Genomic DNA, 16566 nt, shown 5'->3' with positions numbered 1-16566 from the left:
CCTTATATAAAGCATAAAAATTATTTATATTGTTTATTTTTTCTTAAAATAAAATACATACCATACGAAATATTTTTTTATTTACTTAAAAACATAATTACAACATATAAATAAAAAGCCCCTGCCTACTATCAGGGGCTTTTTTATTGATTATTTATGTTCCACAATTATTATTCAAACAATGTTCCACAGTTTTATATCGTTTTACTTAACGATACTTCCCAAACACTTTCCAAGTGTTGTTATCCGCTAAAGGATCATTATAACTATCGCTACGTTGCTTACGCGGCTTATCTCGAGCATCAACTAGTTTAAAATCATCTTCTGTACTTAAAACAATACCATTCACATAAAAACGCGTACGTGTATATTCACTCTGTTTGTTCTGAAACACATAGGTTCTTAAATCAATAAATTCACGATGTGCAACCAATACAGCCGTATCATCACTATCTAACCAATATGACATTGCTTGAACTTGCTCAGGTTCAAATTGCCCACACTTATCTATTAAACTTGCAATACCACGAAACGTTTTCGATTCTTTTGCGCGTGTTTTATTAATACGTATTCGGTCTACATGAAAGTAAAATAAAGGTAAATTCAAGTGACTTGGCAAGTGAATTGCATCGAGCAGTTCATCTTCCATGAATGGCTGAAATAAGCCTTGTGCCCTTTCAATTAAACCTGTCCATTGTTTGTAATATTCGTCTACTTCAGGTTTTGTACCGTAATAAATTGGTAAACCTTCAACATTGGCTAAATTTGCAGGTGGCCAAATATTTTGGCGTAATAACGCAATATCACTTTTTAAACTTTGAACCGCAATGGCATCTTGCATTGAATATTCCATAATCATGCTTAGGCTATTTTTAGATTAAGCGAAAGGTTCCGTTTCTGCAAGGCTTTGCCTATAATGCAACATTAGATTTTTATACTAGGAAAAGCTCATGGTTCAAAAGATCGAAGCGACAGATGTAACTGAAGAAGAAGCTTTGAATGCCGTTTTCTTTGAACGCGCTGATGAATTTATCAAACAAGCAAATGAGTTTAGCCGTGTAGAAAAAGGCTCACAAGACAAACCAAGTGAAAAGCGTGGTCAAGTGAGTGCTGCAATGTTGTTTGGTACAGCCCGTTTTAATACTTGGGTTGCTGCAAACAACTTTAAAGATGGCGATGAAATGCGTGATGCCAAAGATCAAGTCATGTCTTATATTCTTCAGCAATTCCAAATGATGTTAGAAGATAACTATGATGAATATTGTGAACAGTTTGAAAACTATTTACGTTTCCGTCATAACGAAGAGTTTCATGCCAATAAACATAACCATGATCATAAGCACTAATACGCTATATCATATTTAGCCTTAGAAACTCACAATAAAAAAGCCCTTATGGGCTTTTTTATTGTTTAGGTCATTAAGACTGCTCAATCTTACTTTGCTGCTTTGCCATATTGATCAGACATGACTTCAACAAATTGGTCGAGCTTAATATACTTCTTAATCACTGCATCCACATCTGCCTTCGTCACCTTAGCAAAAGCTTGATCTTGCTTTTCACGCGCATATAAATCACGTCCACGTTCTAATTGTGGCGCAAGCATACTGTGAATACGGCGTTCATCTTCTAATGCTGTTACACGTTTTTTAAAGATATCCGCTTTTGCAGCTTCAACTTCTTGCTCGGTTACTCCTTTTTCGATTAATTCATTCAATACTTTATGAACAGCTTGTGAAACTTGGTTTGCTTTGCCCGCAGTATAATTAGCACTAATACCCAATGCTCCACTGTTTGTATGATCACTAAAGTTTAAGTTGCTACCAAAACCATAAACCAAAGCATTTTTTTCACGTAATTCTTGTGCCAAACGTGAAGATAATTGCGAAGCACCTAAAATATTTCCAAATACCACAATCGCTGGTCTGTCTGGATGATCATCACCAACAGGAAATGGCATTACACTTACATAACTACCAAATTTTCTTTGTTCAGCAAGTACATGATGCTTTTGTGCAGGATAAGATGAATATGGACTTTCTAGCTTTTCATAAGCTTCTTTTCCATTCCAGTTTGAAAATTCAGCTTTTAATAATTTTTTAATTTTCTTCGGATCAAAATCACCTGTTACTGCAATTTGTGAATGATTCATCGCAAAGAATTGTTGATATAAAGCTTTTACCTGATCATTTGTTACAGCATTTAATTGTTTTTTCTCAAACTCAGGTTCGAAATGATAACGTAAATCACCTGGCTGATATTTTTCAACAATACGGGTAATCGTTAATGCAGACACTACATCTGGTTCTGTATATGGACGATCTAAACTTGATAATGATTGTGACTTAATTAAATCAAATTGAGTTTGTTCAAACTTCGGATTTTTCATCAATTCAATTGCAAACTTAAAGAATTCTTCAAACTTCTCTTTTTTTGCAACAATTTGAATATTTACGCCATTATCACTACCAGAAGCAGAAATACCACCACCCGCTTCAATTGATTTATCAGCTATATCTTGCAAGCTATATTGATCAGACCCACGCAACATCAGGTATGCCATCAAATCAACCACTTGTCCTTTATTAAATAATGATTCCGCTGTACCAAAATCGACATGAATAGTGGCATAGGTTTTATCATCACGGGTAGATGTTGGATAGAGCGCATATTTCACGCCATTCTTAAATTCACCACGTTCAATTTTCTTTTCCGTAGAATCAATAGAGGCTTTGGATGCAGCAACAAAATCACTTACTTCTTTTTTATACGTAGAAATATCTTTTAAAGGTTCAGGCTTTTCATTAGAAGCATCTAAAGTTTTCGCTTCTGCTGCATTTGCATCAAGTGTTAATGCTTTTTTCTGATCTTCAGGTGTAGGTTGAATATCACCAATAATTCTATTTTTCGGTGTACAAAATGCTTTGTAAATCTGATTTAAATCATCCGCTTTTAAATTCTGAACATCATTCAAATCTTTAAAATATCGACTCCAATCACCATTATAGGCAACAGCATAATCTTCCAAACGAGAACCTAATGCTGCCGCATTATTCTTAATATTCTCTGCTTGATTCATCGTCATTTTTTTTACACGATTTAACTCAACATCGGTAAATGGCTTCGTTTGTTCCACACCTTTATTCAATGTCGTTTGAACGATTTTCGCATTATGATTAGGTGCATAAACAGCCCCCATAAAAACCATATTAAAGTCTTTATCTAACCAAGTTGTTGAATCTACAGCTGTTGCTACACCTGACTCCACAATACTTTGATATAAATGACCACTTGGCTGCAAAGTATATAGCGTAGGAGACATTGCTAATGCTGTTTGTGTACTCTGATCAGAAGCCGTTAAATAAATATTAAATTTCGCTAAGTCACTACCTTTTTTTACAACAAAGGTTTTATTTTGAATTTTTGCACTATCTAAAGCAGGCACTTTCACTTGACTCGGAATAGTGCGAGGTTGAATTTGGCTAAATTTTTCATCGATTTGTTTTAAAACTTCAGCTTTATCAAATTTACCTGAAACTACCATAATCGCATTATTGGGCGCATACCATGTTCGGTAGAATGTATTTAAATCGCTCATTTTAATTGATTGCAGCTCATTTAAATCGCCAATAGGTAAACGACCTAAATATTGATTGCCATAAGCTGTTTTAAAAATCTGATCTATTAACACCGAAAATGGCTGATCTAAGCGTATTTCACGCTCACGCTTCACAATTGCAATTTCAGAAGGTACAAATTTTTCTTGCAATACCAACTTATCCATTCGCTCTGCTTCTAAATGAATGATCTCATTAATTGCAGTTTTTTCAGGTCGAATAATATTGATATATTTTGTCGCGTAATAATCGGTACTCGCATTATTTGATAATGTATATTGATTTAAACGGCGCTGAAATTCCTCACCATTTATATTCTGAGTACCTTTAAATGCTAAATGCTCTAATAAATGTGCCAAGCCACCTTTACCTTTAGGGTCATTTAAAGAACCCGTTTGATAAATTGTGCTCATATAAACTTTATTTTCTTTATCATTTTCCGCAAGAATAATGCGAAATCCATTGTCTAATTTGTATTCTTCAACTTTCTGTTCCGACTTCAGCAGTACAGGTTGTGCAAAAACAGAAAAACCAAAACCCAATAGAACAAAAGAAACCACACATTGGTTAAAGCGAAATGACATGCCCACTCCAAAAGACTTAGTTATATTTTTCTTAAAATATAAGTTAAATAAAAACTAATATCTCTTTAATTTTAATAAAGATAATGTAACAAAGACAGCTAGTATATATTCTACATGTATACTAGCGACTTAGCTTTCATTGTAAACAATTCATAGTAAACATCTTAAATATTCACATTAGATAAACAAATATAATATAAACATTCATACGATTTATTGAGTGGGTGTACCATATTGATCTGCCATAACTTCAACCAACCAATCCATACGAATATATTTTTTTATCACCGTATTAACATCTTCTTTTTTCAAGCTTGCAATATCTTTATATCGATTGAGTAATAAATATAAGTCATCATTAAATTTTAAATCTGCAGCCATATATTCATGGATCACTTTTTCATTATCTAAACCACTTACACCCTGTTTTAATAATTCTGCTTTTGCAACCTCTAGCTCTTGTTCAGTGACACCATGTTTCAATAAATCACTTAAAACCTTATGAATCGCTTGCGAAACTAAATCTGCTTTTCCTGCAGTGTAGTTTGCAGAAATACTGAAGCTACTCGCATTATTTCCTTCATTCAAATCTAAAGACTGACTAAAACCATAAACTAAATTTTTATTTTCACGTAATTCCTTGGCTAATCGAGATGTTAATTGCGATTCACCTAAAATATACCCCATAACCAATACAGCAGGTAAATCAGGGCTATCACTCCCCATCTCTATATTCATAATACTGCTGTAACTTCCAAATTCACGAGGTTCTGACTTTAGATAATGCTTTTGTGCCGGTTTAGGTTGAGATGCAAATTCCATATCTTCGTATTGTGTTTTTGTCTTCCATTTAGAAAGCGTCGAATTTAAAAATTCTTTCATTTGACTCGCATCAAACTCACCTGTAACCGCAACACGTGCAAAATCTAAACCTATATTTTCTTCATAAAACTTTTTGACTTGCTTGTTCGTAACTTTCTTTAGCAACTTAACTGTAAATTCTGGATCAGAATAAGCACGTAAATCTCCCTGAGGATATGGATTTGCAATTTCAGATAAGGCCATTGCGACAACAATATCTGGCTCCGTATATGTTCTATCCATCTGATTTAAATATTTACTTTTAATAGAATCAAACTGCTTCTGCTCAAAACTTGGTTTCTGCAAAATATCTATAATAAGTTTGAAATATTCTTCAAACTTATCTTTATTGGCTACCACCTGCACATCAATGCTATTTAAGTTTGATGAAATAGCTACCCCACCATTTACCTCAATACTTTTATCCATTAAATATTGAAATGGATATTGATCTGAACCTCGACTCATTAAGTATGTGCTTATATCAATGATTTTTTCATGATTCATTAATTTTTTTGCAGTACTAAATGGTATGGTCAAAGTAGCAGATATTTGATCATCTTTCGTTGGTGTTGAATACAAAGCATACTTAGGCCCAGTTTCCAAAGTTCCTCTTTGAATTTTTGTTTCAGCTTTTTCTAAAATTGTTTGAGCTTGCTTTACATATTGCTCAGTTTCCTTTTTATATACAGCTAAATTTTTAGGTGCCTCTTGCTTTGTATCACCCATAGGTTGTAAAAATTGCGGTGCCTGTTCAGGCTCAAGTCTTTGTTTTTCTTGATCTGCAAGAGGTGTTGGCTGTATTTCTGCTTCCAAACGATATTCTTCTTTAAAAATCTTCTGAAGATCTTGACTAACTTGGTCTGTGGTCAAACTTTGAATACGATCTCTATTATTGAAATAAGAAAGCCAATCACCCCGATTTAAAACAATAGCCTCGCTTAACATTCCTCCCAATGCAGAAACCTCTCTAAATGTGGCTATGCGACTATTCTTCGTAATATCTTGCAAGCGTTTCACATCAGCTTGATTAAATTTCTGTTTTTTCTCTACATTTTCAATGAGAGCTTTATTCATTTTTTTTAAATTTTGCGATGGTACATAATCCGCACTGACAAACATCATATTAAAATCACGTGATGTCCATAAAGCGACATCAACATTATCAACAATCCCTTTTTCAACTAACCGCTGATACAGAGTACCACTAGGTTCTAAGGTGAATAATGCCGATGTAATATCTAATGTTGGCTCAATTTCTTCATTTCTAGGCACAATATAAACGTTAATCTTTTGATAGCCATCTCCCTTTTTAATTACAATTTCTTCTGATTTTGCTTGTTCAATACTAATTTTAGGAATAGTGGGTTGTTCAGGTACTATTTTAGATGGAATTCTACCAAATTTTTGATCAATCTGATTTAAAACAGCTGTCTTATCAAAACTCCCTGTCAAAACAATGACAGCATTATTCGGACGATACCAAGTGCGATAGAACTGATTTAACTCATTCATATTGATGGACTCAAGCTCGGTTAACTCACCAATTGGCTCTCTACCAAAATATTCCACCCCATAGATCGATTGAAAAATTTTATTCATCAACCTTGAAAAAGTTTGATCAAAGTTTGCTTCACGTTCACGTTTCACCACCTCTATTTCTGGTGCTACAAACTTTTTATCTAATACCAATTTATCCATTCGTTCTGCTTCTAACTCAATCACTTTATTGATAGTGTTTTGCTCAGAACGAATTTCACTCATATATTGAGTTGAATAATAGTCTGTACGTGCATTACTAAATAACGTGTATTGATCAAGCGCACTTTGAAAATTACCCTCTTTAATATTTTCAGTTCCTTTAAAAGCCAAATGTTCTAACAAGTGCGCCATACCACTTTTACCAAGAGGATCATTTAAAGAGCCTGCCTGATAAATGACATTCATAAACACGGTATTATTTTTGGTTTTGTCAGATAAAATAACCTTCAAACCATTATCGAGTTGATATTCTTCAATTTGATCATATTTCTTCACCAATACGGGTTTTGCGAAAATGGAAGCGCTTAGACCTAAAGCCAATAAAGAAATGGTTAATGTTTTGAGTTTTAATTGCATAAAATAACCTATTTAGAATGATGTTTTATTTTTATTAAGAATCTCAATATATCGAGCAATTTAGTGATTTCTGTTAATTTTTGCAAAAAAAAAACCAACGTTTCCGTTGGCTTTATCTATAAATCTAAATTAGATGTAAATTTCTGCCTGCATATATAGTTTTGCATAACCTGAAATTTCAATACGATTTTGATCCACTATTTGACAGAATAATTCCCCACCACGCTGAGATGCTTGATAAGCTAAAACATTACTTTTCCCTAACTTTTCAGCCCAAATAGGGACAATTCCTGTATGAATTGAACCCGTTACAGGATCTTCATTAATTCCATTTGCGGGTGCAAAATAGCGTGAAACACAATCGTAATCTTTAGAGTTAGCAGTAATTGCAATGTCTAATTCAGATGTATTTGCTGTAATCGCTGTGCGTATTTTCCCCAACTGTTTAAGGAGTTCTAAATTTGGCTTTTCACTTAAAACATCATCTACATTTTCAAACTCAATAATATAAGCCTGTTCATTTAAATAGACATTTTTAAATTTTTTCGTAAAAGCCTGATCTAATAATTCAGGGTAGTTTTCAACTTTTTTTGCATAACGAATTGGGAAATTCATCGTAATTTTCCCATCCTCAGCTTGGTTTACAATAAAAATACCTAAAGCTTTTACATGAAACTGTATTTTCTGTTTTTGGGTATAGTCATTAAACAATACAAAACTACTGGCTAATGTTGCATGCCCACAAAAATCGACTTCGGTGGTAGGTGTAAACCAGCGTATTTCATAGTTTTCATCATCTATTACTTTTACAAATGCTGTTTCAGATAAATTATTTTCTAGTGCAATATTTTGCATTAGGGCATCATCTAACCAATTATCAACAACAATTACCGCAGCAGGATTTCCTTTGAAAAGTTCTGTTGTAAAAGCATCTACTTGATACATTTTCATAATTAACACCTTACTTATTGCAAAATAATACTTCAATCACGCCATTTTTATGGACTATATAAAAAGAAACAAGGAATTTGTCAGTTATTCATTGAAATGACATTGAATTTGTTTAAACTGCCCATATAAATATCAAAACATCACTAAAATGTAGAATTTTGCTTAAATCTATTCTACAAAATTCGCTTTTCGTTTTATGATGTACCCTTAAAATTTGACTGGATCAATAACATGACTGCTATTGCAAATAACCTCGTGGTTTCTTTCAACTACACATTGACTAACGCAGAGGGTGAAACTCTGGACCAATCTCAAGGTGAGCCACTTGCCTATTTGCACGGTGCAGGTAACATCATCCCTGGTCTTGAAAATGCACTTTTAGGCAAAACAGTTGGTGAAAAATTCACAGTAACTATTCCTGCTGCTGAAGGTTATGGCGAATATAACCCAGACCTAGTTCAAGAAGTTCCTGCTCAAATGTTCCAAGGTGTTGATAACATCCAAGCGGGCATGCAGTTCCAAGCTCAAACTGATGATGGCGTTCAAATCGTTACTGTTAAATCTGTTGAAGGCGACAACGTAATTGTTGATGCTAACTTCCCACTTGCTGGTCAAGATTTAACTTTTGAAGTTGAAATCGTTGAAATCCGTGAAGCTTCTGCTGAAGAATTAGAACACGGTCACGTTCATGGCGTTGGCGGTCACCACCACTAAGTTGTCATTGAATTAAAAAAAGGCAAAGTTTTTACTTTGCCTTTTTTTATGAAAATAATCTAAGTACTTAAAAATAATGACACCATAAAGAATAACGATGTAATTCCCTATAGGCATTTTAAAATATTCATTAATTGTAAAAAGTCTATTTACACCCAATTAAACGAATGTATAAAGTTATCCAATACAATTGAAATTAATCACATTTATGTTGTACAAGAATCGCCTTATTTACCATTGTAAAATCAAGCAACTTGCTCATCACGCTTAAATACAAGTTCACCTTTCAATGAACTGTCCGCATCAAAATAATAACCATCTATATTAAATGCTTTGATATCTTCTACACGCTCAATTTGGTTTTCAATCATAAAGCGCGCCATTAAGCCACGTGCTTTTTTTGCATAAAAACTAATAACTTTGTATTTTCCATTTTTCTGATCTAAGAATACAGGCTTAATAATTTCAGCTTGAATTTTGCTTTCTTTGACCGACTTATAATATTCATCTGATGCTATATTTAACAAAATTTCTGAATTTGATGCTGCCAAATCTTCATTAATTAAATGGGTGATTTTATCCCCCCAAAACTCATATAAATTATGCCCACGAATATTGGCTAATTTGGTTCCCATTTCCAATCGATACGGCATCATTAAATCTAAAGGACGTAAAAGACCGTACAAACCTGAAAGCATTCTAAGTTTTTGTTGCGCAAATGTAACATTTTGTTCGACCAAATTATAAGCATCTAAACCCGTATAAACATCGCCTTTAAATGCAAAAATTGCTTGTCTAGCATTTGAAAAATTAAACTCTGGTGTCCAATCTTGAAAGCGTTCTACGTTCAATTTTGCAATCTTTTCACTCACACTCATTAGGCTAGATACCTCAGAAACAGAGAGTTTCTGACAATCTTGAATTAGTAATTCAGATTCTTGAAGTAAACGTGGCAAACTATGTTGATCTGTTGGTAAATGTGATTCGTAATCTAAAGTTTTGGCTGGTGAAATTAAAGCAAGCATAAAAGACTCGATCAAATAATTAATAATTCAAACTATAACAGTAGGCTTATTTTGAAACCAATTTTTGTTTTTGCTTAACTTAATCGGTAAAATAGCCCGCTTCTCCCGCTATGTATACTTATCCTATGTCCGAAGCATTTTTCATTCAAGGCTCTGAGGGTAAAATTCAAGTTTTTGTTGATTATCCCAAAGGTGAAGTGAAAGGATTCGCTGTCGTTTGTCACCCACATCCTTTACAGGGTGGAACGCCACATCACAAAGTTCCTCATCTTTTAGCGCAAATGTTCTTAGAACGTGGCTGTGTTGTTTATCGTCCTAGTTTCCGAGGTTCGGGGGAAAGTGAAGGTATACACGATGAAGGATATGGTGAAACTGAAGATACGCTAGAAGTCATTAAATATGCACGTCAAAAGCATATCGGAAAACCATTTTTTGCAGGTGGTTTTAGCTTTGGTGCGCACGTTATGGCAAAAAGTTATGCTTCTATTCCTGCCGAATTACAACCTGTACAAACTATTTTATGTGGTTTGCCTACTGCAACAGTAGCAGGTGTACGCCATTATGTAACACCGCCAATTAAAGGTGATATCTTATTTATTCATGGCGAAGCTGATGATGTTACTTTGTTATCTGACATGATTGAGTGGTCTAGACCACAACGTCATATGGTTACAGTATTACCTGGAGCAAACCACTTCTTTACAGGTTATTTAAAGCATCTACGTTTAGCTATTTCACGCTACTTAGTTTCAGCTTAAAACTTATTTTAGATTCAAAATAAACCTCGCTTATTGCGAGGTTTATTTATTCTTAGATTAGCCTTTGATGCGTAACATTATTTCAGCTAAATCTTTTTTATTATTGTGCTGATATGCTTCTGCTACATTAAGTTGATCGGTCACTTCTCTATTTTGGCTGAGTTTAAATTTACCCACTAAACTTTTAATTTCAATACGTATTGCAGCAATTTTTCCAAGTTCATCTTGAATATAATCTTTCGGTGCATCGGACATTTTCCAAGGTTTAGGCTGATTACTTTCGTGTTGTCGCGTTAATCTTGCCAATATACCTCTCAATATTTTTTCATCTTCAATGACTTGCACCGTTCCTTTGGCGTGTATAACAACATAATTCCATGTAGGAACGGCTTTATGATGCTCAAACTTCCCATCATACCAATTTGGCGATACATAGGCATGATCTATACTAAAAACCACCAACGCATTTTGAGCCTGTTTTAGTTGTGTATATAATGGATTTTCTTTTGCAATATGAGCAAGCAGTGAATGTGTCTTTTCATCATATTCAAAAGGAAGATGGTTGGCATTTAACTCGTTATCTGCATATATCACTAAACATCCTAAAGCATGTTTTTGAATGAGATCGGTTAAAACTTCCTCTCTTGTTTCCTCAAAAACTTTAGGTATATACATTCAGTTTAATGCCCAATTTTTAAAAAATTAAAAATAATTACGTATTTTTCCACTCAAACTCACTCAATGCTTCATGTTCTTTTAGGCTACTTTCCACTGCCTGTGCCAATTGATTCAATAAACTTTGTTCTGTAATTCTATCTAACCAATCTTGGTTTTCATCTGGATGAGAATATATTTCACATACTAAATGACCATCTTCACTACGTGATTCACAGCTTACAGAAAGTGGTAATGCATGATCATCTACACTTACAGCCACTTGTGCCCCACTTTGTGACAAGGTTTCAAAGCCATGATTCACTAATTCATGTGCAAGTAAATCGGCAACATAAGTTTGAACTTCGCTAAAATCTTTAATTTGATTTTTAATTTCACGATTTGCCACAAATTTTAATTTACGCATTACATTATCCAAAGGCTTTATTGTTGTATGGTTTTAGCATAAGCAATAAAAACAAAACAGCCAAGCATTTGCTTGGCTGTTTTGACTAAAATCTAATGTTTTTTACGATGATGTTTTATTCAGTAACTTGAATTGCAAGACCCGCTTCATTTGCAAGTTCTGTAAATGTTGGGAAACTTGTTGCAACAGTTTCAGTTCCCACAATTTTAATTTCACCTGAAGTACGCAAACCTGCCATAGCGAAACTCATCGCAATACGGTGGTCATGATGTGATTCAATTTCACCACCTGTGAAAATTGCATCCCATTCACCCGATTTACCCTTACCTTCAATGATAATGCCATCTTCAGTTGGTGTGCAGTCGATCCCCATAATTTTCAAGCCATCTGCCATGACTTGAATACGGTCAGATTCTTTTACACGAAGCTCCGCAGCACCCGTAAGAACAGTTTGACCTTCTGCACATGCCGCAGCAATAAATAAAGCTGGGAATTCATCAATTGCTAAAGGTACTTGATCTTCTGGTATATGAATACCTTTTAATGTACGCGAACCTCGAATGCGAATGTCTGCAATAGGTTCACCACCCGCTATACGTTCATTTTCAACTGAAATATCCGCACCCATTTGTTTTAGAATTTCAATTACGCCAGTACGTGTTGGGTTAATACCTACAGCTTCTAGTGTTACATCTGCATTTTCTGTAATTGCAGCACCGACCATATAGAATGCAGCTGAAGAAATATCAGATGGTACTTGGATATTTGTACCAACTAATTTTCCACCACCTTGTAGAGAAATACGGTTACCTTCAGTTTTCACTTCATAACCAAATGCACGAAGCATACGCTCTGAATGGTCACGAGTTGGTTCAGGTTCAGTAACAACGGTTTCACCTTCCGCCCATAAACCTGCAAGTAAAATACCCGATTTCACTTGTGCTGAAGCCATTGGTAAATCGTAATGAATACCTTTTAACGTCTGGTTACCTGTAATTGAAACAGGTGGTGTACCACGATCACCTGTAGTCTGCAATAAAGCACCCATTTCACGTAGTGGCTTTGCAATACGCTCCATTGGACGTTTTGTTAATGAAGCATCGCCCGTCATAACTGAATCAAATTTCTGAGCAGATAGCATCCCTGAAAGCAAACGCATAGATGTACCTGAGTTCCCCATGTACAACGCGCCCACAGGTGCTTTTAAGCCCTGCATACCCACACCATGAATGGTCACTTCACCATTTTTAGGGCCTTCAATACTTACGCCCATATCACGAAACGCTTGAAGTGTTGCAAGTGCATCTTCGCCTTCTAGAAAACCCGTTACATGCGTTGTGCCTTCTGCAATAGCACCAAACATGATAGAACGATGTGACACAGATTTATCACCCGGAATTGTAAATTTACCTTGGAATTGTTTCTTGCCCGGTAATATTGTGAATTGCTGTGTCGTCACTTTATTTTTCTCCATCAAGGGTTTCTTTGCGAGCATATGATTAAAATGCTGTCGCGCAGCCTGCGCATGTCCTAACAAGCCCATTAAAGCTTGTGAGTCTTCATCTTCAATTAATTTACGAATCGTTGCCAATTGCTGTTCAAAGCCATCTACGGCATTCAAAATTGCTTTTTTATTGGCAAAGAAAATGTCATGCCACATTTGCGGATCACTTGCAGCAATTCTTGAAAAATCACGGAATCCACCAGCAGCATAACGAAAAATATCTAAGTTATCTTCTCGGTTCGCAAGTTGCTCAACCAAGTTAAATGCCATCAAATGAGGAAGATGACTTGTATGCGCCAATACTTCATCGTGCTTTTCGACATCCATACAAATCACTTCAGCTTTAGATGCTTGCCAAAGTTGAATGAGTTTTTTAATTGCCCAATCTGCGCTGCTTGGTAGCGGTGTCAAAATCACTTTATGGTTTGCAAATAAATCGACTTTACCTGCATGTACCCCAGTATGTTCTGACCCTGCAATAGGATGCCCTGGTACAAAACCTTCAGGTAATATTTCACCATAAACAGCTTTGGCAGCATCCACGACATTTCCCTTGGTACTTCCAACATCTGTAATAATGGTACGCTCAGACAAATAAGGCTTAATTATTTCAAGCACTTTTTGAGTTGCACGTACTGGAAGTGCCAATACAACTAGATCTGCACCTTGAACAGCATCAATTGGATTGGTATATCCTTCTTGAATTAAGCCAAGGGCTTTTGCATCATCTAAGGTCTTTTGAGAACGTGTAGACGCAACAATTTCTGTTGCTAATTTTTCAGCAACAATAACGCGAGCTAGACTTGAGCCAATGAGCCCAAGTCCAATAAAAGCAACTCTTTCAAACAGTGGCAATGACATATTTTAAGCTTTGGCCTCTAAACCAAGTACTTTAGCTAATGCAGCTAAAAATTTTGCATTTTCTTCTTCTGTACCAATTGATACACGAAGATGATTTGGAATACCTACAGGACGTACAATAACACCTTCTTTCAGAAGTGCATTAAATGTTTGTGCAGGATCTGCTTGCACATCAACCAAAATAAAGTTGGCGCGTGAAGGGACGTAAGCTAAACTCAAAGCATTAAAACCTGCTTCAAGTTGTGCCATACCTGCTTTATTCACCACACGTGATTTCTCAATGAAATCTTCATCTTTTAATGCAGCAACAGCAGCAACCATTGCTAAATGGTTCACGTTAAATGGCTGACGAATACGATTTAAGAAATCTGTTACTTCTACCGAAGCCAAAGCAAAACCAACTCGAAGTGCAGCTAAACCAAAGCATTTAGACATGGTACGGCTAATAATAAGGTTTGGATATTGAGCAAGGAATTTCAAGCTGTTGAAGTTTTCAGGGAAATATTCAACATAAGCTTCATCTAGTACAACAATGACATTTGCAGGCACTTTTTGCATAAATGTTTCAAATTCTGCTTCTTCAAACCACGTCCCTGTCGGGTTGTTTGGATTCGCAATAAAGATCAACTTGGTATTGTCTTTAACTGCCGCAGCCATAGCTTCTAAATCATGTGAAAAACCTTTTGCAGGTACTTCAATTGCTTCGGCGTTAATAGCCTGTGTAACCAAGCTATAAACGGCAAAGGCATGTTGGCTATAAACTACAGAATCATGCTCAGAAACAAATGCCCGTGCAAAAATTTCAAGTAAATCGTTTGAACCATTACCTAAAGTAATTTGGTTGTGTGCAACGCCAAATTGCTTTTCAACTTGGTCTTTTAAAATAAAACCACCACCATCAGGATAACGCCCAATTTCAGCCAGTTCTGCTGCAACAGCTTCTTTTACTTTATCTGAACAACCTAGCGGGTTTTCATTTGATGCCAGTTTGACGATATCTGTAATCCCCAACTCTCGCTCAAGTTCACTAATTGGTTTACCTGGTTGATAAGGCTTTAATTTCGAGATGCCTTCATTGGCTGGGACAAACGACATTTTACACTTCCAATTATTTCAAGTAATGATTGTGGTTAATCTCCCCCTGACATTAACCACGGTTGCAATCTTATAAAACTGCAATTGGATAAGAACCAAGAACACGTACTTCTTTTACCAATGGACGAATTTCTTCAATCGCCAATTTTACGTTTTCTTGTTCAATATGACCTTCTAAATCAATAAAGAATACATAAGCCCATTTTTCAGGAAGTGCAGGACGTGTTTCGATACTTGTTAAGCTGATATTGTGCTTCGCAAATGGTGCTAAAATTTCAAGTAAAGCACCTGCACGGTCATGTGCAGAAATAAGTAATGACGTTTTATCATTACCACTTTGTGGCACTTTTTCACGACCAATCACAAGGAAACGTGTTGTGTTTTCTGGATTATCTTCAATATTGCCATGCAAAATTTCTAAATTATAAATACTTGCTGCAACTTCTGAAGCAATAGCAGCAGAATGCCACTCATTACGAATACGGCGCGCAGCTTCTGCATTAGAACTTAAAGCAACACGCTCAACACCTGGATAGTTTGCATCTAACCAGCCACGGCATTGCGCCAAAGTCTGTTGATGTGCATAAATTTGTTTAATACTGTCTTTACGTGTGTTTTCAGATACTAGAAATTGGTGATGAATACGAAGTTCAACTTCACCAATCACATTTAAATGTGATGCTTTAAAACAATCTAAAGTATGGTTCACCACACCTTCAGATGAGTTTTCTACAGGCACTAAACCATAATGTGCACTACCTGCTTCTACATCACGAAATACTTCATCAATTGTTGGTAATGGACGCACAACCGCATCTTGACCAAAATGCTTTAAAACAGCCGAATGCGTATACGTTCCTACAGGCCCTAAGAAGGCAATGCTTTGCGGTGCTTCCAAAGCCAAGCATGCAGACATAATTTCACGGAATAAACGTGCCATTGTTGCATCTGAAAGTGGACCTTCATTACGCTCCATAACATTACGTAAAACTTGTGCTTCACGCTCAGGACGGTAAAACAATGGTTTCTCTTCTGCTGCAAATTTTGCTTTAGCCACTGCTTCAGCCAGTTTTGCACGGCGGTTAATGAGTTGTTGAATCTGCTGGTCTACAGAGTCTATATCCTCACGAATTTTGCCTAAATCAAGAGAAGTTGTTGTGTTTTGATCGTCGTTGATCATTGTTATGATGCCCTTAAAAACATATTTTTGACAGTATAACAATAGTTAGCTTTCAAATGTTGCGCAATAAGACTTTGCTTTACTCAGCCTTAATTTTACTCAATTGAAGTTTTTACCAATTCTATTGTCTTTTTTAGCTTTGAATATCATTCATTAATTCAAGATATTTGTATATTGAAAAGGTTTTATGAATATTAGAAGTTTAAGTGATAACTCT

At 35.4% G+C, this 16566-nt stretch carries 13 protein-coding genes; 3 read left to right on the top strand and 10 right to left on the bottom strand.

What is annotated here, in order from left to right; translation table 11 throughout:
- Positions 1-208 precede the first annotated feature (208 nt).
- Positions 209-841 carry a hypothetical protein gene (locus AC5YC8_RS12940; protein WP_496164800.1) on the bottom strand — a complete coding sequence of 211 codons (633 nt, stop codon included), beginning with the start codon at positions 839-841 and terminating at the stop codon, positions 209-211.
- Between the two features lie 109 nt (positions 842-950).
- Between AC5YC8_RS12940 and AC5YC8_RS12935 the strand changes: the two genes are divergently transcribed.
- Positions 951-1346: a DUF3144 domain-containing protein gene (locus AC5YC8_RS12935; RefSeq protein WP_496116829.1), complete on the top strand. Its 396-nt coding sequence runs from the start codon at positions 951-953 to the stop codon at positions 1344-1346.
- A gap of 89 nt (positions 1347-1435) precedes the next feature.
- Here the strand turns inward: AC5YC8_RS12935 and AC5YC8_RS12930 are convergent, their stop codons facing one another.
- From AC5YC8_RS12930 to AC5YC8_RS12920, 3 genes are all read right to left on the bottom strand, one after another.
- Complete coding sequence (locus tag AC5YC8_RS12930) at positions 1436-4201, bottom strand: M16 family metallopeptidase (RefSeq protein WP_496164799.1); 2766 nt, start codon at positions 4199-4201, stop codon at positions 1436-1438.
- Between the two features lie 213 nt (positions 4202-4414).
- Positions 4415-7180 carry a M16 family metallopeptidase gene (locus AC5YC8_RS12925; protein ID WP_496164798.1) on the bottom strand — a complete coding sequence of 922 codons (2766 nt, stop codon included), beginning with the start codon at positions 7178-7180 and terminating at the stop codon, positions 4415-4417.
- A gap of 129 nt (positions 7181-7309) precedes the next feature.
- Complete coding sequence (locus tag AC5YC8_RS12920) at positions 7310-8131, bottom strand: PhzF family phenazine biosynthesis protein (protein ID WP_496164797.1); 822 nt, start codon at positions 8129-8131, stop codon at positions 7310-7312.
- A 231-nt stretch (positions 8132-8362) separates the two neighbouring features.
- On the opposite strand from AC5YC8_RS12920, the gene AC5YC8_RS12915 reads away from it, so the two are divergent.
- Positions 8363-8845 (top strand): FKBP-type peptidyl-prolyl cis-trans isomerase, encoded by a 483-nt coding sequence (locus AC5YC8_RS12915; protein ID WP_496116825.1) that lies wholly within the window; start codon positions 8363-8365, stop codon positions 8843-8845.
- A gap of 245 nt (positions 8846-9090) precedes the next feature.
- Here the strand turns inward: AC5YC8_RS12915 and yaaA are convergent, their stop codons facing one another.
- Positions 9091-9870 carry a peroxide stress protein YaaA gene (gene yaaA / locus AC5YC8_RS12910; RefSeq protein ID WP_496164796.1) on the bottom strand — a complete coding sequence of 260 codons (780 nt, stop codon included), beginning with the start codon at positions 9868-9870 and terminating at the stop codon, positions 9091-9093.
- A 125-nt stretch (positions 9871-9995) separates the two neighbouring features.
- On the opposite strand from yaaA, the gene AC5YC8_RS12905 reads away from it, so the two are divergent.
- Positions 9996-10628, top strand: coding sequence for an alpha/beta hydrolase (locus AC5YC8_RS12905; protein ID WP_496116822.1), 633 nt, complete (start codon positions 9996-9998; stop codon positions 10626-10628).
- 57 nt (positions 10629-10685) lie between these two features.
- Here the strand turns inward: AC5YC8_RS12905 and AC5YC8_RS12900 are convergent, their stop codons facing one another.
- The 5 genes from AC5YC8_RS12900 to pheA all read right to left on the bottom strand — a co-directional run bounded on the left by AC5YC8_RS12900 (position 10686) and on the right by pheA (position 16349).
- A complete protein-coding gene (locus AC5YC8_RS12900; protein WP_496164795.1) occupies positions 10686-11303 on the bottom strand; it encodes an FMN-binding negative transcriptional regulator in 618 nt (205 codons plus the stop codon).
- Between the two features lie 37 nt (positions 11304-11340).
- Complete coding sequence (locus AC5YC8_RS12895; protein WP_496116820.1) at positions 11341-11709, bottom strand: hypothetical protein; 369 nt, start codon at positions 11707-11709, stop codon at positions 11341-11343.
- Positions 11710-11824: 115 nt separating this feature from the next.
- On the bottom strand, positions 11825-14074 hold the full coding sequence (locus AC5YC8_RS12890; RefSeq protein WP_496164794.1) for a bifunctional prephenate dehydrogenase/3-phosphoshikimate 1-carboxyvinyltransferase: 2250 nt from the start codon (positions 14072-14074) through the stop codon (positions 11825-11827).
- 3 nt (positions 14075-14077) lie between these two features.
- Positions 14078-15169, bottom strand: a complete 1092-nt coding sequence (gene hisC / locus AC5YC8_RS12885; RefSeq protein WP_496164793.1) for a histidinol-phosphate transaminase — start codon at positions 15167-15169, stop codon at positions 14078-14080.
- A 70-nt stretch (positions 15170-15239) separates the two neighbouring features.
- A complete protein-coding gene (gene pheA / locus AC5YC8_RS12880) occupies positions 15240-16349 on the bottom strand; it encodes a prephenate dehydratase (protein ID WP_496116817.1) in 1110 nt (369 codons plus the stop codon).
- Between the last annotated feature and the right edge of the window lie 217 nt (positions 16350-16566).

It is taken from the genome of Acinetobacter sp. FY731, assembly GCF_059515905.1.
The sequence above is the reverse complement of the archived record's forward strand: the minus strand, read 5'-3'. Positions and strand labels throughout refer to the sequence as shown.

Bases quoted from the DNA above. Each gene is read 5' to 3' on its own strand.
- AC5YC8_RS12940 (WP_496164800.1), bottom strand. From the start codon at position 841: ATGCAAGATGCCATTGCGGTTCAAAGTTTAAAAAGTGATATTGCGTTA.
- AC5YC8_RS12935 (WP_496116829.1), top strand. From the start codon at position 951: ATGGTTCAAAAGATCGAAGCGACAGATGTAACTGAAGAAGAAGCTTTG.
- AC5YC8_RS12930 (WP_496164799.1), bottom strand. From the start codon at position 4,201: ATGTCATTTCGCTTTAACCAATGTGTGGTTTCTTTTGTTCTATTGGGT.
- AC5YC8_RS12925 (WP_496164798.1), bottom strand. From the start codon at position 7,180: ATGCAATTAAAACTCAAAACATTAACCATTTCTTTATTGGCTTTAGGT.
- AC5YC8_RS12920 (WP_496164797.1), bottom strand. From the start codon at position 8,131: ATGAAAATGTATCAAGTAGATGCTTTTACAACAGAACTTTTCAAAGGA.
- AC5YC8_RS12915 (WP_496116825.1), top strand. From the start codon at position 8,363: ATGACTGCTATTGCAAATAACCTCGTGGTTTCTTTCAACTACACATTG.
- yaaA (WP_496164796.1), bottom strand. From the start codon at position 9,870: ATGCTTGCTTTAATTTCACCAGCCAAAACTTTAGATTACGAATCACAT.
- AC5YC8_RS12905 (WP_496116822.1), top strand. From the start codon at position 9,996: ATGTCCGAAGCATTTTTCATTCAAGGCTCTGAGGGTAAAATTCAAGTT.
- AC5YC8_RS12900 (WP_496164795.1), bottom strand. From the start codon at position 11,303: ATGTATATACCTAAAGTTTTTGAGGAAACAAGAGAGGAAGTTTTAACC.
- AC5YC8_RS12895 (WP_496116820.1), bottom strand. From the start codon at position 11,709: ATGCGTAAATTAAAATTTGTGGCAAATCGTGAAATTAAAAATCAAATT.
- AC5YC8_RS12890 (WP_496164794.1), bottom strand. From the start codon at position 14,074: ATGTCATTGCCACTGTTTGAAAGAGTTGCTTTTATTGGACTTGGGCTC.
- hisC (WP_496164793.1), bottom strand. From the start codon at position 15,169: ATGTCGTTTGTCCCAGCCAATGAAGGCATCTCGAAATTAAAGCCTTAT.
- pheA (WP_496116817.1), bottom strand. From the start codon at position 16,349: ATGATCAACGACGATCAAAACACAACAACTTCTCTTGATTTAGGCAAA.